General features: G+C 67.8%; 15 protein-coding genes. 6 read left to right on the plus strand and 9 right to left on the minus strand.

The window, feature by feature from the left end; genetic code table 11:
- Positions 1-2 precede the first annotated feature (2 nt).
- A complete protein-coding gene (locus EL288_RS21155) occupies positions 3-1,028 on the minus strand; it encodes a MaoC/PaaZ C-terminal domain-containing protein (protein ID WP_003807991.1) in 1,026 nt (341 codons plus the stop codon).
- Between the two features lie 88 nt (positions 1,029-1,116).
- Between EL288_RS21155 and EL288_RS21160 the strand changes: the two genes are divergently transcribed.
- The 4 genes from EL288_RS21160 to EL288_RS21175 all read left to right on the plus strand — a co-directional run bounded on the left by EL288_RS21160 (position 1,117) and on the right by EL288_RS21175 (position 7,642).
- The gene (locus EL288_RS21160) at positions 1,117-2,265 is read left to right on the plus strand and encodes an acyl-CoA dehydrogenase family protein (RefSeq protein ID WP_003807990.1); all 1,149 of its coding nucleotides are present in this window, start codon (positions 1,117-1,119) and stop codon (positions 2,263-2,265) included.
- 42 nt (positions 2,266-2,307) lie between these two features.
- Positions 2,308-5,811, plus strand: a complete 3,504-nt coding sequence (locus EL288_RS21165; RefSeq protein ID WP_033452578.1) for a pyruvate carboxylase — start codon at positions 2,308-2,310, stop codon at positions 5,809-5,811.
- 215 nt (positions 5,812-6,026) lie between these two features.
- On the plus strand, positions 6,027-6,836 hold the full coding sequence (locus tag EL288_RS21170; RefSeq protein ID WP_003807988.1) for an IclR family transcriptional regulator: 810 nt from the start codon (positions 6,027-6,029) through the stop codon (positions 6,834-6,836).
- The gene (locus EL288_RS21175) at positions 6,833-7,642 is read left to right on the plus strand and encodes an IclR family transcriptional regulator (RefSeq protein WP_003807987.1); all 810 of its coding nucleotides are present in this window, start codon (positions 6,833-6,835) and stop codon (positions 7,640-7,642) included. Before EL288_RS21170 ends, EL288_RS21175 begins: the two co-directional genes overlap by 4 nt.
- Before the next feature lie 12 nt (positions 7,643-7,654).
- On the opposite strand, the gene EL288_RS21180 is transcribed toward EL288_RS21175, so the two are convergent.
- From EL288_RS21180 to EL288_RS21190, 3 genes are read right to left on the minus strand one after another with little or no spacing between them, the layout of a single operon-like run.
- Complete coding sequence (locus tag EL288_RS21180) at positions 7,655-9,175, minus strand: class I adenylate-forming enzyme family protein (protein WP_003807985.1); 1,521 nt, start codon at positions 9,173-9,175, stop codon at positions 7,655-7,657.
- 13 nt (positions 9,176-9,188) lie between these two features.
- Complete coding sequence (locus EL288_RS21185) at positions 9,189-10,472, minus strand: acetyl-CoA hydrolase/transferase family protein (protein WP_033457355.1); 1,284 nt, start codon at positions 10,470-10,472, stop codon at positions 9,189-9,191.
- Between the two features lie 11 nt (positions 10,473-10,483).
- Positions 10,484-11,449 (minus strand): Bug family tripartite tricarboxylate transporter substrate binding protein, encoded by a 966-nt coding sequence (locus tag EL288_RS21190; RefSeq protein WP_003807982.1) that lies wholly within the window; start codon positions 11,447-11,449, stop codon positions 10,484-10,486.
- Between the two features lie 286 nt (positions 11,450-11,735).
- Here EL288_RS21190 and EL288_RS21195 point away from each other — a divergent pair, with 286 nt between their 5' ends.
- On the plus strand, positions 11,736-12,518 hold the full coding sequence (locus tag EL288_RS21195) for an SDR family oxidoreductase (protein WP_003807981.1): 783 nt from the start codon (positions 11,736-11,738) through the stop codon (positions 12,516-12,518).
- Complete coding sequence (locus tag EL288_RS21200) at positions 12,515-14,485, plus strand: oxidoreductase (RefSeq protein ID WP_033458378.1); 1,971 nt, start codon at positions 12,515-12,517, stop codon at positions 14,483-14,485. The genes EL288_RS21195 and EL288_RS21200 overlap by 4 nt, the downstream gene beginning before the upstream one ends.
- A 14-nt stretch (positions 14,486-14,499) precedes the next feature.
- Here the strand turns inward: EL288_RS21200 and EL288_RS21205 are convergent, their stop codons facing one another.
- The 5 genes from EL288_RS21205 to EL288_RS21225 are packed head-to-tail and all read right to left on the minus strand — an operon-like array spanning position 14,500 to position 18,918.
- A complete protein-coding gene (locus EL288_RS21205) occupies positions 14,500-15,219 on the minus strand; it encodes an ABC transporter ATP-binding protein (RefSeq protein WP_003807978.1) in 720 nt (239 codons plus the stop codon).
- Positions 15,209-15,958 (minus strand): ABC transporter ATP-binding protein, encoded by a 750-nt coding sequence (locus EL288_RS21210; protein WP_003807977.1) that lies wholly within the window; start codon positions 15,956-15,958, stop codon positions 15,209-15,211. The genes EL288_RS21205 and EL288_RS21210 overlap by 11 nt, the downstream gene beginning before the upstream one ends.
- 9 nt (positions 15,959-15,967) lie before the next feature.
- Positions 15,968-16,864, minus strand: a complete 897-nt coding sequence (locus tag EL288_RS21215) for a branched-chain amino acid ABC transporter permease (RefSeq protein WP_033458381.1) — start codon at positions 16,862-16,864, stop codon at positions 15,968-15,970.
- Positions 16,857-17,732 (minus strand): branched-chain amino acid ABC transporter permease, encoded by an 876-nt coding sequence (locus EL288_RS21220; RefSeq protein ID WP_033458383.1) that lies wholly within the window; start codon positions 17,730-17,732, stop codon positions 16,857-16,859. Before EL288_RS21220 ends, EL288_RS21215 begins: the two co-directional genes overlap by 8 nt.
- A 16-nt stretch (positions 17,733-17,748) precedes the next feature.
- Positions 17,749-18,918 (minus strand): ABC transporter substrate-binding protein, encoded by a 1,170-nt coding sequence (locus tag EL288_RS21225; RefSeq protein WP_003807973.1) that lies wholly within the window; start codon positions 18,916-18,918, stop codon positions 17,749-17,751.
- Positions 18,919-18,961: the final 43 nt, after the last annotated feature.

The raw sequence follows: 18,961 nt of genomic DNA on the forward strand, positions 1-18,961 counted from the left end.
GTTCAGCGCAGGTCGACCCGCGAGTTGTTCAGCACCACCACATCGCGCTCGACCGCGATGGTGCGCAGCGATACCGTGTTGCCATCGACCCACATCTCGGTGCGCAGCGTATCGCCGGGCCAGGCCGGCGCCGTGAACCGCACGCGCATGCCCTGAAAGCGCGTGTCGTCATAGTCCAGCACCGTGCGCAGCACGGCGTGGGCGGCCACCCCCATCAGGGCCATGCCATGCAGGATGGGACGCGCGAAGCCCGCCGCGGCGGCCACCGCCGGGTCGGCATGCAACGGATTGAGGTCCGCGCTCAGGCGGTAGATCAGCGCCAGCTGCGCCGGCGTCGCCAGCTCGCAGACGTGGTCGGGCGCGCCCTCCGGCATGGCATGGGCGGCCGGCGGCGCGCCCGCGCTGCCGCCCTCCCCGAAGCCGCCGTCGCCGCGCAGCAGGCTCAGCTGCACCACAGAAGCCAGCAACTGGCCGCTCGCCGCGTCGGTGATGTCGCGCGTCTGCTGCAGGAAGGCGCCTTTGCCCGGCCCTTTGTCCCACAGCCCGGTAATGCGCGTCGCGCCGGTGACGCGCCCGCTGGCAGGCAGCGGCGCGTGGATATGGATTTCCTGCTCCGCGTGCAGCAGCTTTTGCCAGGTGATCCCGGTATCGCTCTCGCGGGCCCAGAACCCGGGATAGGCCAGGATGTTGGCCATGGTGGGCATGGCGCGCAGCGACTTGCCATCCTGCCCTTCGTAGACATAGCGCAGCTGGCCGCCGTCCATGGGATCGGCGCCCAGCCCCAGGCCCAGGGCGTAGAGAGCGGTATCGCGCAGCGAATAGGCATGCTCGATGACCGGGAAAGAACGGGCAAGCAGATGGCGAGGATCGATGGACATGGCAGGCAGGTAGGCTAGGAACTGCCGCATACGATGAAAGCGGCGCCGGTTCCGGTCAACCACTATCCGCACTTTGTTCCGTACCTTGGCAAAGGCTCGCAGGGACATCCCCCGGGCTTGCCCATGCAGGGGTCGCCAATCCAATTCCATCTTTCGGAACAATCATGGCAAAGCGCTTGATCCAGGCCGGCGCCGGGCGCAGCATCGGCGCATCACTTTCCTTTTCCCACGACCCGACATGATCCGCGACCAAGAAACGCTCAATGGCCTGCTCGACACCATCTCCCGCTTCGTGCGCGAACGCCTGATTCCCAACGAGGAACTCGTGGCGGAAACCGACGAAATCCCCGCAGACATCGTCGCCGACATGAAGGCCATGGGCCTGTTCGGCCTGACCATCCCCGAGCGGTTCGGCGGGCTCGACCTCACCATGGAAGAGGAAGTGCTGGTCGTGTTCGAGCTGTGCCGCGCCTCGCCGGCGTTCCGCTCGCTGCTGGGCACCACGGTCGGCATCGGCTCGCAGGGCATTCTGTTCGATGGTACGCCCGAGCAGCAGGAAAAATACCTGCCTCGCCTGGCCACCGGCGAAATCATGGCGTCGTTCGCGCTGACCGAGCCCGAGGCGGGCTCCGACGCGGCGTCCCTGCGCACCACGGCCATCAAGGACGGCGACGCCTACGTCGTCAACGGCACCAAGCGCTTCATCACCAACGCCCCGCATGCCGGCATGTTCACGCTCATGGCGCGCACCAACCCGGCCGACAAGGGCGCGGCCGGGGTATCGGCCTTCATCGTCGACGCGGGCACGCCGGGCATCAGCTTCGGCAAGCGCGACAGAAAGATGGGGCAAAAGGGCGCGCATACCTGCGACGTCATCTTCGAGAACGTGCGCGTGCCCGCCGCCAACCTGATCGGCCTGAAGGAAGGCCAGGGGTTCAAGACGGCCATGAAGGTGCTGGAAAAGGGCCGGATCCACATCGCGGCCGTGTGCGTGGCCGTGGCCGAACGCATGCTGGACATGGCGCTGCGCTATGCGGCCGAACGCAAGCAGTTCGGCCAGCCCATCGGCACCTTCCAGCTGGTGCAGGCCATGCTGGCCGACAGCAAGGCCGAGATCTACGCGGCCCGCAGCATGGTGCTGGACGCCGCCCGCCGCCGCGACGACAAGCTGCCCAACTCGACCGAGGCCTCGTGCGCCAAGATGTTCGCCTCCGAGATGTGCGGCCGCGTGGCCGACCGCGCCGTACAGATCTTCGGCGGCGCGGGGTACATGAGCGAATACGCCATCGAACGCTTCTATCGCGACGTGCGCCTGTTCCGCATCTACGAAGGCACCACGCAGATCCAGCAGACCGTGATCGCGCGCAACATGCTGCGCGAGCTGTAAGCCCCGAGCCCGCGCGACACCAGCTACCCGAGCCACCAGGCCATGACTACCGCTATCAAGAGCATCCTCGTCGCGAATCGCGGCGAAATCGCGATCCGGGCGATGCGCGCCGCTGCCGAACTGGGCATCCGCACCGTCGCCATCTATGCGAACGAAGACCGCTTTTCCCTGCACCGCTTCAAGGCCGACGAAAGCTACCCGATCGGCCAGGGGCGGCGGCCCATCGAGGCCTACCTGGACATTCCCGGCATTCTCGACATCGCCCGCCGGGCCGGCGTCGACGCGATCCACCCCGGCTACGGTTTCCTGTCGGAGAACCCCGACTTCGCCCAGGCCTGCGCCGACGCCGGCATCGCCTTCATCGGCCCCAGCCCCGCGGTACTGCGCAGCCTGGGCAATAAAGTCGCCGCGCGCAACCTGGCCATCAGCCTGGGCGTGCCCGTGGTCCCCGCCACCGACGCCCTGCCCCACGACGACGCCGCATGCCTGCGCCTGGCGCGGGAAGTCGGCTATCCGCTGATGCTCAAGGCCAGCTGGGGCGGCGGCGGCCGCGGGATGCGCGCCATCCACGACGAGGCCGAACTGCTGCCCGCCATCGCCTCGGCGCGGCGCGAAGCCGGCGCGGCCTTCGGCAACGACGAGGTGTACCTGGAGAAGCTGGTCCAGCGCGCCCACCATGTCGAGGTGCAGGTGCTGGGCGACCAGCACGGCAACCTGGTGCATGTGTTCGAACGCGATTGCTCGGTGCAGCGGCGCAACCAGAAAGTCATCGAACGCGCGCCCGCCCCCTATCTCGGCGACGCCGGGCGCCAGGCCTTGTTCCAGGCCGCGCTCACCCTGACCCGGGGGGTCGGATACACCCATGCCGGCACGGTCGAGTTCCTGATGGACGCCGACACCGGGAACTTCTATTTCATCGAGGTGAACCCGCGCATCCAGGTCGAACACACGGTCACCGAGGAAGTGACCGGCCTGGACATCGTCAAGGCCCAGATCCGCGTGACCGAGGGCGTGCGCATAGGCGAAGACGACTATCTGCCCGCGCAGGAGCACATCCGCCTGTCGGGCCATGCGCTGCAATGCCGCATCACGACCGAGGATCCGCGCAAGGACTTCGCGCCCGACTACGGGCGCATCACCGCCTACCGCAGCGCCGCGGGCCCGGGGATACGGCTGGACGCCGGCACGGCCTATACCGGCGCGGTGATCACGCCCTACTACGATTCGCTGCTGGTGAAAGTGACCGCGCGCGGCCATACGCCCGAGGAAACCAGCCAGCGCATGGACCGTGCATTGCGGGAATTCCGCATCCGGGGGGTCGCCACCAACCTGGCGTTCCTGGAGAACGTGATCGCGCACCCCCAGTTCTCGCAGGGCAAATGCACCACGCGCTTCCTGGACACCACGCCGGAGCTGTTCGAGATCGCCCCGCGCAAGGATCGCGCCAGCCGCCTGCTGCGGTTCATCGGCGAGGTGGTGGTCAACGGCCACCCCGAGATGCAGGGACGCACGCCCCCCGCCGCGCCGCTGGCGCGCCCGGCGCTGCCCAAGGCGGATCTCGCCGCGCCCCTGCCGGCCGGCACCCGCGACCGGCTGCTCGAACTCGGCCCCGCGGCGTTCTCGGCGTGGATGCGGACGCAGCCGCGCACGCTGCTGACCGACACGACCATGCGCGACGCCCATCAATCGCTGTTCGCCACGCGCATGCGCACGACGGACATGCTGGCCATCGCCCCCCACTACGCCCGGCTGCTGCCCGAGCTGTTCTCGCTCGAATGCTGGGGCGGCGCCACCTTCGACGTGGCGATGCGGTTTCTCAAGGAAGACCCATGGGACCGCCTGCGCAAGCTGCGCGCGGCCGCGCCCAACATCCTGTTCCAGATGCTGCTGCGCGGCTCCAACGCGGTCGGCTACACCAACTACGCCGACAACGTCGTGCGCTACTTCGTCCAGCAGGCAGCCCGGGAAGGCATCGACCTGTTCCGCGTCTTCGACTCGCTCAACTGGGTCGAGAACATGCGCGTGGCCATGGACGCCGTCATCGAAAGCGGCGCGCTGTGCGAGGGCACGATCTGCTACACCAGCGATATCTTCGACGCCAGCCGCCCCAAGTACCAGCTGAAGTACTACGTGGACATGGCGCGCCAGCTCGAACGGGCCGGCGCCCACATCATCGGCATCAAGGACATGGCCGGCGTGTGCCGCCCGCCGGCCGCCCGCGCGCTGGTCCAGGCGCTGCGCGAAGAGGTCGGCCTGCCGCTGCATTTCCACACCCACGACACCAGCGGCGGCTCGGTGGCCAGCGTACTGGCGGCCGCCGAGGCCGGCGCCGATGCCGTCGACGGCGCCATGGACGCCATGAGCGGGCTGACGTCGCAGCCCAGCCTGGGCGCCATCATCGCCGGCCTGCAGCATACCGGCCACGAGACCGGCATGCGGCACGAAAGCATCGCGCCGTTCTCGCGCTACTGGGAGAATGTGCGCCGCTACTACGCCCCCTTCGAAGCCGACATGCGCAGCGGCACCTCGGACGTCTACCGCCACGAGATGCCCGGCGGCCAGTACACCAACCTGCGCGAACAGGCGCGCGCCATGGGGTTGGACGCCCGGTGGGACGACATCGCCCGGTGCTACGCGGACGCCAACCAGCTGTTCGGCGACATCGTCAAGGTCACGCCGTCGTCCAAGGTGGTCGGCGACATGGCCTTGTTCATGGTCGCCGGCGGCATCACGGCCGCCGATGTGCTCGACCCCGAACGCGAGCTGTCCCTGCCGGAATCCGTGGTGTCGATGATGCGCGGCGAGCTGGGCTATCCCGCCGACGGCTTTCCCCCGGCCCTGCAGCAACGCATCCTGAAGGGCGAGGCGCCGCTCGAGGGCCGCGCCGGCGCCCATATCCCCGACGTGGACCTGGAGGCCGAGCGCGGCCGGGCCGAAAAGGCCACCGACGGTCCGGTCAGCGACGCCGACCTGGCGAGCTGGCTCATGTATCCCAAGGTCTACGCCGACTATGCCGCGCACCAGCGCAGCTATGGCGACGTCTGCGCCATCCCCACGCCCGTCTTCTTCTACGGCCTGGCCGAGGGCGAGGAGATGGCCGTCGATATCGACCAGGGCAAGACGCTGCTGATACGCTTGCTGGGCCGGGCCGAAGAAAAGGGCGGCAGCGAGCACCGCCTGTTCTTCGAGCTCAATGGCCAGTCGCGTTCCGTGCGGGTCGCGCGCGCCGGCCTGGCGGGCGCGCAGGACCAGGCGCGCCCCAAGGCGCAGGACGGCAATGCCGGACAATTGGGCGCTCCCATGCCCGGCATGGTGTCGGCGGTCTCGGTCCGGGCGGGGCAGGCGGTGCGGCGCGGCGCGCCCCTGGTGACGATCGAGGCCATGAAAATGGAGAACACTCTGTGCGCCGAGCGCGACGGCGTGGTGTCGCGCATCGTCGTCGCGGTGGGCGACCGTATCGAGGCGAAAGACCTGCTGCTGGAGTTCGCGCCGCAAGCCGCCCAGCCCGCGGACGTCCCGCGCCAGCGCCCCCGAGCCGGCGCGTGACGCCACGGCGCCCGGCCGCGCCCGGCGTCGCCATCGACCGGTGGCATCCATCCCGCGCCGGCCGGCGAGCCTGCCTCCTCGCCAGGCGCCGACCGCCGGCGCTCCCGCCTTGCTGGCCCGCCGGTGCGCGGGTGGCGGGAAAACCCTAATCGATTTTCGGCGCCAGCGCTTTATTCTAATGAATGTTAGTTTGATAAGTGCGTTTCACGAACGGCATGCTTTCCCGATTCCCTGACCCTGCACCGGCTGCCCAGAGCCGTCGCCCGACCGTCGCGCCGTTTGCCAGGGCGCTGTCCGTCCTGGCGTCGTTCTCGTCCCGGGACCAATGGCTGAGCAACAGCGAGTTCGTCGCCCGCACGGGCCTGCCGGCGTCCACCGTGACCCGCATGACCAGCACCCTGGTCACGCTCGGCTACCTGCATTGCGCCCCCGATACGCGCCGGTTCTGCCTCAGTCCGTCGGTGCTGGCGCTGGGCTATGGCGCGGCGGTCGACGCCGAGATCCACCGGCCCACCAACCAGCTGATGCGCGTGTTCGCCGAACACCACCAGGTCAACGTGCAGCTGAGCTGCCGCGACCGCCTGGACCTCGTGGTCATGGACAGCTGTCTCACCGACGCCCTGCCCGCCTTGCTGCAGCCAGGCGTGGGCACCCGCCTGGGCATGGCGTCGTCGGCGGCCGGCTGGGCCCTGCTGGCCTGCCTGCCCGAAGCCGAGCGCGATTACCTGCTGCGCGCCCGGCCGCACGCGCCCGCCGAACCCAAAAGCGACTGGAACCCCATGCGCCGGCACGCCAACGAAGCCATACTCCAGGTTCGCAACGACGGTTTTTGCGTGGCCCTGGGCGAATCGGGCCATCCCATGACCATGGTGGCCGCGCCCATCCGCCGGCCCGGCCTGGCGCCCCTGGCCGTCAGCTGCATGGGGCCCGCCACGCGCATAGGCCGGGCCCGCAGCACGCGCGAGCTGGGGCCGGCGCTGGTGCGCATGGTCGAGGAAATCCAACGTGTATGGAATACGTCATGACATCCCTGCCCGACACCGTCGACGAGCATGACTCGGAAAGCGCCGCGCTGATGACGGTGGAACGCGGCCTCAAAGTGCTGCGCGCTTTCCGGTCCGACCGCACGCCGCTGAGCAACGCCGAACTGGTCCGGCGCACGGGCCTGCCCAAGGCCACCGTATCCCGGCTGACGTCTACCCTGCTTCAGGTCGGTTTCCTGCGCCAGGTGCCCGGCCGCCGCGAATTCGAGCTCGCGGCGGGATCGCTCGGCATCGGCCATGCGTACCTCGATACCAACGAAATGCTGCAGGCCGCGCAACCCCTGCTGCAGAACCTGGCCGACCAGCTCGACGTATCGGTCGCGCTGGGCATCCAGGACGGGCTGGACCTGCTCTATATCGGCTACCGGGTCAGCCGCAAGGTGGCGACCCTGCGCCTGGGCGTGGGTTCGGTATTGCCCATGAGCACCACGTCCATAGGACGCGCGTACCTGTGGGCGCTGCCGTGCGACCAGCAACGCCAGCTGATCGCCGAATACAAGCGCCACGCAGGCGACGAAGGCGCCGCCCTGGAGCGCTCCATCCACGCCTCCTTCGACGAACTGGCGTCCACCGGCACGTGCGCGGTCATGGGCGGCTATCAACGCCGCACCTTCGGCGTCGCCATGCCCATCTGGGCGGGCCGCCAGCGCATTCCGATCTCCATGAGCTGCGGCAAGGCCGATGTCGAACTCGACCTGCAGGCCGAACGCGAACGCATCGCCCCCGCGCTCAAGCAGACCGCCGCCGCGCTGCAGGAATTGCTGGCCGACTTCGACGGCCAGCTCTAGCCCGCGCAGGGGCTACAACTGCTCCAACAGGCGTCGGCGCTGCAATTTTCCATTCGCGCTCACCGGCAGCTCGTCGATGGCGATGATGCGCGCGGGCCGCTTGTAGGGCGCCAGCTGCGTGCGCAGATGCTGCCGCAAGGCCGCCATGTCGGGCGGGTTGGCCCGATCCTCTACCACGAAGGCAATCACGGCCTCGTTGCCATCGGCTTCCTTCTGCCCCACCACCGCCGAGCGCAGAATGCCCGCAAAGCCGTTGAGCGCCTGTTCGACTTCGGCGGGATAGACGTTGAAACCCGAACGGATGATCATTTCCTTGATGCGGCCGACGACGAACAACGCCCCGTCGGCATGCAGCTCGCCCAGGTCGCCGCTGGCGTACCAGCCGCCGTCGCGCATCGCTTCGGCCGTGGCCTGGGCGTCGCGGAAGTAGCCCGGCATCAGGCCCACGCCGCGCAGCCAGATCTCGCCGCGCTCGCCCGCGGGCAACGCATGGCCCGTGGCCGGATCGACGATGCGCAGCTGCGCGCCGGCGAAGGCATAGCCGGAACTGGTGTCGGCGCGCGACTCGCCCAGGCGCGTGGCATGCAGCGACCCCGCGTACTCCGACAGGCCATAGCCATGGTGCAGGGTCTGCCCGAATACGGCCTCGACCTTGCGCTTGAGCGCCATGTCCAGCGGTCCGGCGCCCGCGTACAGGTAACGCAGCCGCGGCGCCTCGGGCCGCGCGATGCCGTGCTCGGCGCAATACTGCAGCAGCCGGGCGAACAGCGCCGGCGGCCCCTGCACCTGGCTCACGCCCCGATGCGCCAGCGCATCGAAGAGCTCCGCCGGATCGAACTGCGGACGCATTTCCAGCGCGGCGCCGGCATGCAGCGACGCCAGCAATACCGTGCCCAGCCCGAAAATGTGGGTCATGGGCGCGTACGCGTAGACCTTGTCGCGCGCATCCAGGGCGCGCGATTCGGCCGAAACGCGGGCAAAGTGCAGCACCCCGCGGTGGGTCATCATGACGCCCTTGGGCGTACCGGTCGTGCCCGACGTGAAGATGATGGCCGCCACCTCGCCGGCCAGCGGGCCGGTTTCGGCCACCGCCTCGGCGCGCAGCGCCGAACGCGCCAGGCCGTCTATGCACGACGGCCGCACGTCGTGGCGCACGGCATGGGCCGCGGCGGCCTGCGAAACGCCGGCGGTAAAGTAGGTCACCCGCGCGTCGGCCTTGGCGGCGTAGGCCTCGACCTCGCCCTGCGCCATGCGCGCGTTGACGCCACAGGACCATGCCCCCACGCGGCTGCAAGCCACCAGCAGCGCCGCGTGCTCGGCGCAGTTCTCGGCCACCACCAGCACGCGGTCGCCCGCGCGCACGCCATCGGCGCGCAATTCGCGCTCCAGCCGCTCGGCCATGCCGCCCAGGTCGGCGTAGCTCAGGGTCCGGTCCGGCAGGTGGATAAAGGCGCGCTGCGGCGCCTCGATCAACCAGCGGTCCAGCAACTCATGGATGCGTTCGGCCATTTCCCGGTTCACCTCGCTTGCCATGGATGCCGCCCGCTCATGCGAAAGCGGCGCCGCAACGGGCCAGGGCCTCGTGCGCCTGGCGCTCCAGCTCGGCGCGATGCTCGGGCGCGGCGATATCCAGCATGCATCGCACCCGGCGCGACAAGGACAGTCCACGCAAATCGGCCACGCCGTGCTCGGTGACGATCAAACCCGCATCGCAGCGCGGCGTGCTCACGGGCCCCGACAGCTGCGCCACGATGCGCGTGCTGCCCTTGGCCGTGGCCGGCAAGGCCACGATGGGAACGCCTCCCTTGCTGCGCGCGGCGCCGCGCAGGAAATCCACCGCGCCGCCCAGGGCCCCCACGTAGACCCCGCCCGCCACCTCGGCGTTGACCTGCCCGGTCAGGTCCACCTCGACGGCCGAGTTGATGGCGACCAGCTGGTTCAGGCTGGCCAGCACCTGCGGGTCGTGTGTGTAATCGGTACCCTGCAGCATGAGCCGCGGGTTGCGATGCGCCCACTTGCGCAGGCGCGCCCCGCCGGTCAGCACCCCCGCGACGCCCACGCCTTCGTCGCGGCCCTTGCGCGCATTGGTGAGCGCGCCCGCCTCGGCCAGCGCCACGATGCCGTCGCCGGCCGCCCCGGTGTGCAAGCCCAGGTCGCGCCGGTCGTACAGCGCGGACAATACCGCCTCGGGCAGCTTGCCTATGCCCACCTGCAAGGTGGATCCATCCTGCACGTGGGCCGCGATATGGCCCGCGATCGCCCGCTCCACCGGACCAGGCTCGGCGCTGGCGGCATCCAGGGGGGGATGCGCCGCGTCCACCAGCAAGTCGAAATCGCCGGCCCGCAGGTGGACGCTGCCGTGGGTCCAGGGGATCTCGGGGCTGACCTCGGCGATCACCACGCGCGCGCGCTGCAGCGCGGCGGTCAGGTACTCATGCACCAGGCCCAGGCTGTAGCGGCCGTCTTCGTCCGGCGGCGACACCTGCAGCAACACCACGTCGGCCGGCAGGACGCCGGCGCGAATCAGCGCCGGCAACTGGGAGTAATGGCTGGGCACGATGTCCAGCACGCCCGCCTGGGCCAGCTTGCGGTGCGTACCGCTGGCCGTGTAGCCGAAGAAATCGATCGCGTCGGCCAGGCCGGGATGCAGCGTGTCGGACGCGCCTATGCCGACGAATACTTTCAGCCGCCCGCCGTGCGCCAGGGCATGGCGATGCTCGGTGACTGCCCGCGTCAGCGTGAGCGGCTCGGCGGTCGCCTGCCCCCACCACAACGCATCCCCCGCTCTCAGCAGGCCCTGCAAACGATCGATCAAAAGGCGCTTTTCCATTGTTTTCCTGTTCAGCGAGCCTGCACGCCTGCCAGTTCGGACAGGCGCCTGGCCTTGTCGAACTCCTTGGGAGCCGAAACCTTGAGTTCGGCCGGCCCCTGGATGGCCACATCCAGCCCCTGCTTCAAGCACAGCTCCTTGAACTCCGGCTGCGCCGCCGCCGCCGTGAAGGCGTCGCCCAGGGTCTGCACGATGGGCGCGGGCGTGCCCGCGCGCACCAGCGCGAGAATGGGCGCGACGAAGTCGTAGCCCTTCAGGCCGGATTCATCCAGCGTGGGAACCTCGGGCAAGGACGCGGAGCGCTTGAGGCTGGTTACCGCCAGGATGCGGATTTTTCCCGCCTGTAGCAAGGGGAGCGTCACGCCCGTGCCATTGATGCCGACCTGGGCCTGGCCCGAAGCCACTTCCATCGCCGCCTGCGAGGCCGATTTGTACGGAATATGGCGCAGGTCGACCTTGGCCTGGTTGAACATCATCACCGCGGCCAGGTGCGACGAGGTGCCCACTCCCGGCGAGGAATAGCTGATGGTGTCCGGGGCCTTCCTGGCTGCCGCGACCAGATCCTCGATGCTCCGGAAAGGCGAGTCCGCCGGCACGAAAACCACCATGGGCGACTGGGCGAAGACGCCCACCGGTACGAAATCCGCCTTGGCGTCGAAGTTCAGCTTGCTGTAGATCGCGGGCAGCATGAAGTGCGCGCCGGTGGAAAACAGGACGGTGTAGCCGTCCGGTTCGGTCCTGGCCACGAAATCGGTGGCCAGCACGCCGCCCGCGCCGGCCTTGTTCTCGACCACCGTCGGCTGGCCCAGCTTGCCCGCGACCTGGTTGGCCAGGAAGCGGGCCGTGATATCGGTGCCGGTGCCGGGCGCATTGCTGACAATGACGCGCACGGGCTGGTTGGGATAGGAAGCGGCTTGCGCCCACATGGGCAAGGCCGCGCTGACGATAGCCAGGCAGAAAAAACGGCGGTTGATCATCGAGTCTGTCTCCGATAGGTGGAAAGGCGCCGACTTCGCATGCCGCCGAACCCGCGTTGCCAATACCGGCCGGGCAGCTTGCCGTCAGTCTGGCTGCGAATATTGCCACCGGCTGCGATGGCGGCAATCACCGGCGACGGCTTGTTCCGTACATCAGCACCGCGGCCGATGCAAAAGGCGCCGCATGGCGCTTGCGGCACCCTCCCGAAGTACGGAACACAAGGCACGGGCGCATTGATAATCGGCGGCGCCGCCGATCTAATTCCCGTATACCAGGGAGAAAGACATGGACATGAAAATCGCAGGGCAGCGCGTACTGATCACCGGCGCCTCGCAAGGCATCGGTGCCGGACTGGCGCAAGCCTTCGCGGCCGAGGGCTGCCACCTCGCGCTGACCGCCCGCTCGGCGGACAAGCTGCAGGCGCTGGCGCAGGATCTGCGCGGCCGCCACGGCGTGCAGGTGGACGTGCTGCCGCTGGACATGACGCAACCCGGCGCGGTCGACCAGGTCGCCGCCTTCGCCGGCGATATCGATGTGCTGGTCAACAACGCCGGCGCCATTCCCGGCGGCAATCTCTGGGACGTGGACGCGCCGGCCTGGCGCCAGGGCTGGGAGCTGAAAGTCTTCGGCTACATCGATCTGGCGCGGGCGGTCTATCCGCGCATGAAGGCCCGTGGCCATGGCGTCATCCTCAACAACATCGGCAACGGCGGCCAGAACCCCGACTTCAACTATATCGCCGGCTCGACCGGCAATGCGGCGCTGATGGCGTTTACCTGCGCCCTGGGCGGCCGCAGCCTGGAAGACGGCATCCGGGTCATCGGCGTAAACCCCGGGCCGGTGGCCACCGAACGCATCGCCAAGGTCCTCAGGAGCCACGCCGCCCGCCTGCTGGGCGACGAACAGCGCTCGGACGAACTGCTGGCCGGCTATCCGCTGGGCCGCACCGCCACGGTCGCGGAGGTCGCCGACCTGTTCGTCTACCTGGCGTCGCCGCGCTCGGCCTATACCAGCGGAACCATCGTCACCGTGGACGGCGGCATCTCGTCCAAGCGATCCGTGGCATGAGCATGTACCGACGCATTTTCTCGCCGCTGCGCATCGGCGGCGTCGAGATTCCCAACCGGATCGTGCGCACCGCGCACGCCACCCGGCTGGCCCAGGGCTATGTCAACGACGACCTGATCGCCTACCACCTGGAGCGGGCCAAGGGCGGCGCCGGGCTTTCCATTCTTGAAAGCACCTCGGTCCATCCTTCGTCCACGTTCTCGCTGAGCGCGGCCGACGACGGCGCGATCGCTCCCATGCGCCGCCTGGCCGACGCGATCGCGCCGACCGGCATGAAACTGTTCACGCAGCTCTGGCACGGCGGCTATACCGACCCGGCCGCCGATGGCGGCCTGCCCTGGGCGGTCGGCCCGCTGCCCGGACGTTACTCGGTGGCGCCGCCGATTCCGATGACGACCGAGCAGATCGGCGAACTGGTCGAGGCCTACGGCAAGGCGGCCGCCCGCATGCAGGCGGCCGGCCTGCATGGCGTGGAAGTGCTGGCCGGCGCCGGCTACCTGTTCTCGCAGTTCTTCTCGCCGGTGCTCAACCAGCGCGACGATGCCTACGGCGGCAGCTTCGACAACCGCATCCGGGCCTTGCTGGAAACGCTGCGCGCCATCCGCGCGGCGACCTCGCCCGATTTCGCCCTGGGCATGCGCATCGGCGGCAGCACCGACGCCCGCATCCTCTCCACCGACGACGTCAACGCCATCGCCTTGCGCGCCCAGGCCGAAGGCCTGATCGACTTCGTGAACATCACCCATGGCGACTACTACTTCCACGTCGAGCGCTATGCCGGCATGGACCGCCCCGTCGGCTACCAGCTGCCCGCCAGCGACCACGTCAGCCAGGGCATTACCGTACCGCGCATCATCGTGGGCCGCTACGCCACGCTCGACGATGCCGAGCAGGCCCTCAAGGAAGGCCATGCCGAGATGATCAGCATCGTGCGCGGCATGATCGCGGACCCGATGCTGGTCGCCAAGGCCCGTGACGGCCGAGGCACCGAAGTGCGCCCCTGCATCAGCTGCAACCAGGGCTGTATCGGCGGCGTGTTCACCGGCCGCATGCGCTGCGCGGTGAACGCCGCGGTCGGCGACGAGCGCCGGCTGGCCGAAGACCTCATCGTCGCGGCCGCGCAGCCCCGCAAGGTGGTGGTGGTCGGCGGCGGCGTGGCCGGCATGGAGGCCGCGCGGGTGGCCCGGCTCATGGGCCATCGCGTCACCCTCATCGAGGCCGCTTCGGACCTGGGCGGGCTGCTCAACACCGCCAGGCACCTGCCCAAGCTGCACCTGATCGGCGACATCGCCATCTGGCTGGAAAGCGAAATCTATCGCCTGGGCGTGGACGTTCGGCTTGCGACCTACGTGGAAGCCGACGAAGTCCTGGCCGAACAGCCCGAGGTCGTCATCGTCGCGACCGGCTCGCAACCCGTCGATGCCGGCGAGTTCCGCCAGACGGCCGACCCGGCCGCAGCGCTGGCCATCGCGCCGGACGCGCGCGTGCTGACCTCGTTCGAACTGGGCATGGAAAGCCGCGGCGATTTCGGCAAGACCGCGCTGGTGTTCGACGACGTCGGGCATTACGAAGCCATAGGCTGCTGCGAAGCGCTGATCGAGGCCGGCGCCGAGGTCACCTATGTGACGCGCCACCAGATGTTCGCCCCGGCCGTCGAAGGCACCGGGCGTACGCAGGCGGCCCTGCAGCGCTTCTACAAGGCGGGCAATTTCCGCATCGTGACGCAGTCGGCGCTGGTATCGATCGAGCGCGGCAGCGCGCAGATCCGCTCCCTGTATGGCGAGCGCACCGAGACCGTGGCCGCCGAGACGGTCGTGCTGGCCGGCTACCGGCAGTCGCAGAACGAAGTCTGGGCAGCGCTGCGCGAACGCGTGCCGCAACTGCATATCGTGGGCGACGCGCTGTCGGCGCGCGATATCCAGCCCGCGATCCGCGAGGGCCACCTCGCGGCGCGGTCCATCACCTGAGCCACCGCCACGCCTCAAAGGCCCAGATACGCCTTCTTGATATCCGGGTCGTTGAGGAACACCTCGGCGGGGCCGTGCTTGACGACCGTCCCCGATTCCAGCACATAGCTGTAGTCGCTCACGCGCAGCGCGACCTCGGCGTTCTGCTCCACCAGCAATACGCTCACGCCCTGCTGGTTGATGTCGCGCACCACTTTGCTGATGACATTGACGAAGGCCGGCGCAAGGCCGATCGTGGGCTCGTCCAGCAGCAGCATGCTGGGCGCGCTCATCAGCGCGCGGGCGACGGCCACCATTTGCTGCTGTCCGCCGGACAACGCGTTCGCCGGGCTGGGCAGCTTGGCCTCGAGGTCGGGGAAATAATGCAGGCAGGTCGCCAGCAGCTCGGCCCTCCTGCGCGCGTCGTCGATCCGGTAGGCGCCCATCTCGAGGTTCTCGCGCACCGTCATGCTGCCGAACAGGCGCCGGCCTTCGGGCACCAGCGCGACGCCGTGCCCGAGAATGACGTTGGGTTCGCGGTTGGCAAGCGGCTTGCCGCCATAGTGGATCTCGCCCCCGGCCACCTTGACCAGCCCGGTAATGGCCTTGATCAGCGTCGACTTGCCGGCGCCATTGGCGCCGATCAGGCTGACGATGCTGCCGCCCTTGACCTCCAGGTCCACGTCGATGATGGCGGGAACGGTTCCGTAGCTGACCGACAGCTTGCGCACCGTCAAGGTATTCTCAGAGGCCATGCGCTTCCCCCAGGTAAGCCTTGAGCACCGTCTCGCTGGCCTTCACCTCGTCCGGCGTGCCGCTGAAGATGATTTCCCCGTGGTGCAGGACGTAGATTCGATCGCAGATATTCATCACCGCGCGCATATTGTGCTCGACCAGCAGAATGGACATGGCGTACTCGGACTTGAGCCGCCGGTAGACACCCAGCGTCTCGGCCACCTCGGTCTGGTTCAAGCCGGTCAGCGGCTCGTCCAGGCACAGCAGGGAGGGCCGCGCCGCGAATGCCATGGCCATGCTCACCAGGCGCTGCAGGCCGTGCGGCAGGTTGCGGGCAATATCGTTCTCGTGCCCGGCCAGGCCGAACAGCGCAATGGCCTGCGCGATGACCTGTTCCTGCTCGCTTGCGGCCACGCGGCCGGTGCGCCGGCCGCCCAGGCAGCCGATGAGCACGTTGTCGCGCACGGACATGGACGGCAGATAGCTGCCGTGCTGGAAGGTGCGCACCAGGCCCTGCCTGCTGATGCGTTCCGGCTTGGCCTTGGACATATCCGCGCCGGCGATCTCCAGGCTGCCCGAAGTGGGCCTGAGAAAGCCGGAAAGCAGGTTGAACGTCGTGCTCTTGCCCGCCCCATTGGGCCCGATCAGGCCGACGATCTCCCCCCGCGCGATCCGGATGTCGACGCCGGATACCGCCAGGAGGCCCTTGAACTGCTTCGAAAGATTCTGCCCCGTGAGCAGCATTGATCCTGTCTGCATGCGGTCCTCTCAGCGACTCTTGAACAGGCCCATCAGGCCCTTGGGCATGAACAGCACCGACACAATGATGGCCAGGCCGTAGAGAATGTGCTCGTTGCCTCCGAGGGTCTGCGCATAGCTGGCGATCCCCACGAGCAGCACCGCCCCGATGATGGGCCCCAGCGGGCTGTCCTCGCCGCCCACCTTGAGATAGGCCAGGGCGAAGGTGGAGAGCATGAAGCCGAAATCCAGCGGACTGATGACATTGCTCGCATAGGCATGCACCGAACCCGCCAGGCCGGCCACCGCCGATGCGACCGCGAAGCACAGCACCTTGGTCATGAAGACCGGAATGCCCAGGCTGCGCACCACGTTCTCGTTGTCGCGGATGGCGACGAAGACCTTGCCCAGGTTCGAGCGCTCCACGAACAGCAACGCCACGATCAGCGCGAAGCACAATACCGTCGCGAAATAGTGGTAGTGCGCTTCGAGCCAGATCGGCGGGAAAATGCCCACCAGGCCCGAGTTCCCGCCCAGCACGTCGGTGCGGGTGTAGAGAATCCGCAAGGCCTCGGTGAACGCAAAGCCGATCAGCAGGAAGTACGGCCCCTTCACCTTGAGCGTGATGCAGCCGAACACCACGCTCACCGCCAGCGCGAGCAGCGCGCTCAGGGCCAGGATCAGGAAGAACGGCAGGTCCAGGTAGTTGGCGATATAGCCGGTGCAGTACGCGCCGATGCCGAAGAAGGCCGCCGTGGCGAAATTCAGTTCGCCGATCAACAGCACGAAGCGCAGGCTGGTCGCCATGACGGCGGCAACGCTCATCCACACCACCAGGTTGCCGATATAGCCGCTGCCCAGCGCGATGCAGCCGACCAGCACCGCGGCGATGAACAGGATGAATACGAGGTCTTTGCGTTTAGTCATTGCCGAAGAACCCCTTGGGCTTGATCAGCAGTACCAGCATCACGATGACGAAGATGGTCAGGTTGGCCGCCGAAGGGTCGAAGTAAAACCCGATGAATGATTCCAGAAGCGCGATCAGCAGACTGCCGAAGATGGCCCCGACGATGCTGCCCATTCCGCCCACCACCACGGCGATGAAACCCTTGACCAGGTACGAATCGCCCAGCGTGGGCGTGACCGCCGCCACCGGCGCGATCAGCATGCCGGCGATGGCCGCCACGCCGGTCGCGATCAGAAAGCCATAGAGCGCGATCTTGCGATAGGCGATGCCCTGCAGCATCGCCGCCTCGTGGTCGATGGCCACGGCGCGCAGCGCCTTGCCGAACTTGGTGCTTCGAAGCAGCGTGATGATGAGGGTCGTCAGCGCCACGGCGAACGCGAACAGCACCAGGCGCTGTTTCGAGACCGACAGGCCCAACAGGTCGACGTTGCCGTCGATCAGCGCGGGAACGGGGCGTACCGCACCGCCGAATATCTCCAGCATGAGGCCTTCGAAGAACAGCACCAGGCCGGCCGACAGGATGAAGGATCCGATCATGTCGCGCTCCAGCCGCTTGAAGCCGAACTGGTACAGCACCAGCCCGAACAGCAGGCAGGCTGCCAGTCCGGCCAGGCCCGCAAGCAGGTAAACCACGAATGGATTGCCCACATGCGGAGCCAGCCAGGAAAGCGCCAGCGACAACACCAGTGCCGAAAAGGTGAAGAACTGGCCGTGAGCGAAGTTCACGACCTTGAGCACGCCGAAGATGATCGTCAGCCCGAGCGAGAAAAGTATGTACACCGAGCTGATCTGCAGCGCCGTGAACAGCAACTGGAGGTTGTCCTGCATGAGCGTGGCTCCTGGCTTATTTCTGCACGCGGCCGACTTCCTTCAGCGCGGTCCCGGAGATCTGGGTAATGATGACGGGCAATTGCATCTGCTGGTCGCTGCCGTAGACGCTCTTGCCACCGAAATCGACCTCGCCGAAGAAGGACTGGAACTTGACGTCGGGCATGACCTTGGCGACCTGTTGCGGGTCGACGCTCTGGGCCTTTTCCATCGCCGCCTTGATCGCGTACACCGAGTCGTAGAAGCCGATCTGCACCGAGTTGATGTTCTCGCCGGTGACCTTCTTCACGCCGTCGTTCAGCGCTTTCTGGTGCGCGCTCAAGCCATCCACGGCCACCGCGGCGCCCAGGTACGTGCCATCGACGGCATCCTTGCCGGTCGCCAGCAAGCCATCGGCTCCCGTGCCCACTTCCACCACCTTCACGCCGTTCCAGCCCAAGGCTTTCAATTCCCGGAACACCAGGCCGGCGTCGGCCGGCGGCGTGGAAGCCAGGTCGACCAGATCGGGCTTGAGGGAATTCAGCTTGGCGGCGATGGGCTGGAACTCGCTGGTGCCGCGTTCGTACCAATCGCTTGCCAGGACTTTCACGCCATTCTTTTCCCAGGCGGCCTTGGCCACCTTCTCGGTTTCCTGGCCCGTCGCGTCGTTGGGGTTGAGCAGCACCACGGTCTTGATTTCCGGGTGCAGCTTCTTGACGTGCGCGATCATGGGCTCGGAGATTTCATTGACCGAGTTCATCTGCGTAAAGGTCAGCGGAAACTTCGGCCCCTTGATCGAATTGCCCCAGGCCGCGGTGAACAGCAGCACACCCCTGCGCTCGGTCAACGACTGCAATGCGCGCACCGGCGCCACGCCGATGCTGCCCGCCACGTACTTCACGCCGTCGCGCGACACCAGCGCCTGCGCGACCTTGGCGCCTTCGGCGGCGTTGTACTTGTTGTCGTAGCCGACGCACTCGAAGTCGTAGACCTTGCCCTGGACCTTGACGCCACCCGCGGCCTTGATCTCTTCGGCTGCCTTCGCGCACAGCCATTCGGAGCCTTTGCCCCAGTTGGCGCCGGAGCCGGACAGGGGAATCGACATCCCCAGCTTGATGGTCTCGGCATGGCTCAAGGTGGCGGCCGCCAGCATGGCAATCGCGAAACCGCTCTTAAGCGTTACCGCAAGGTGAAACGATGTTTTCATGATGTCTCCTTCGGAAGGGCTCGTGAAGGCTAAGCCGCCTGGC

Origin of the sequence: Bordetella bronchiseptica, assembly GCF_900636925.1 — a bacterium.
Classification (GTDB): domain Bacteria; phylum Pseudomonadota; class Gammaproteobacteria; order Burkholderiales; family Burkholderiaceae_B; genus Bordetella; species Bordetella pertussis.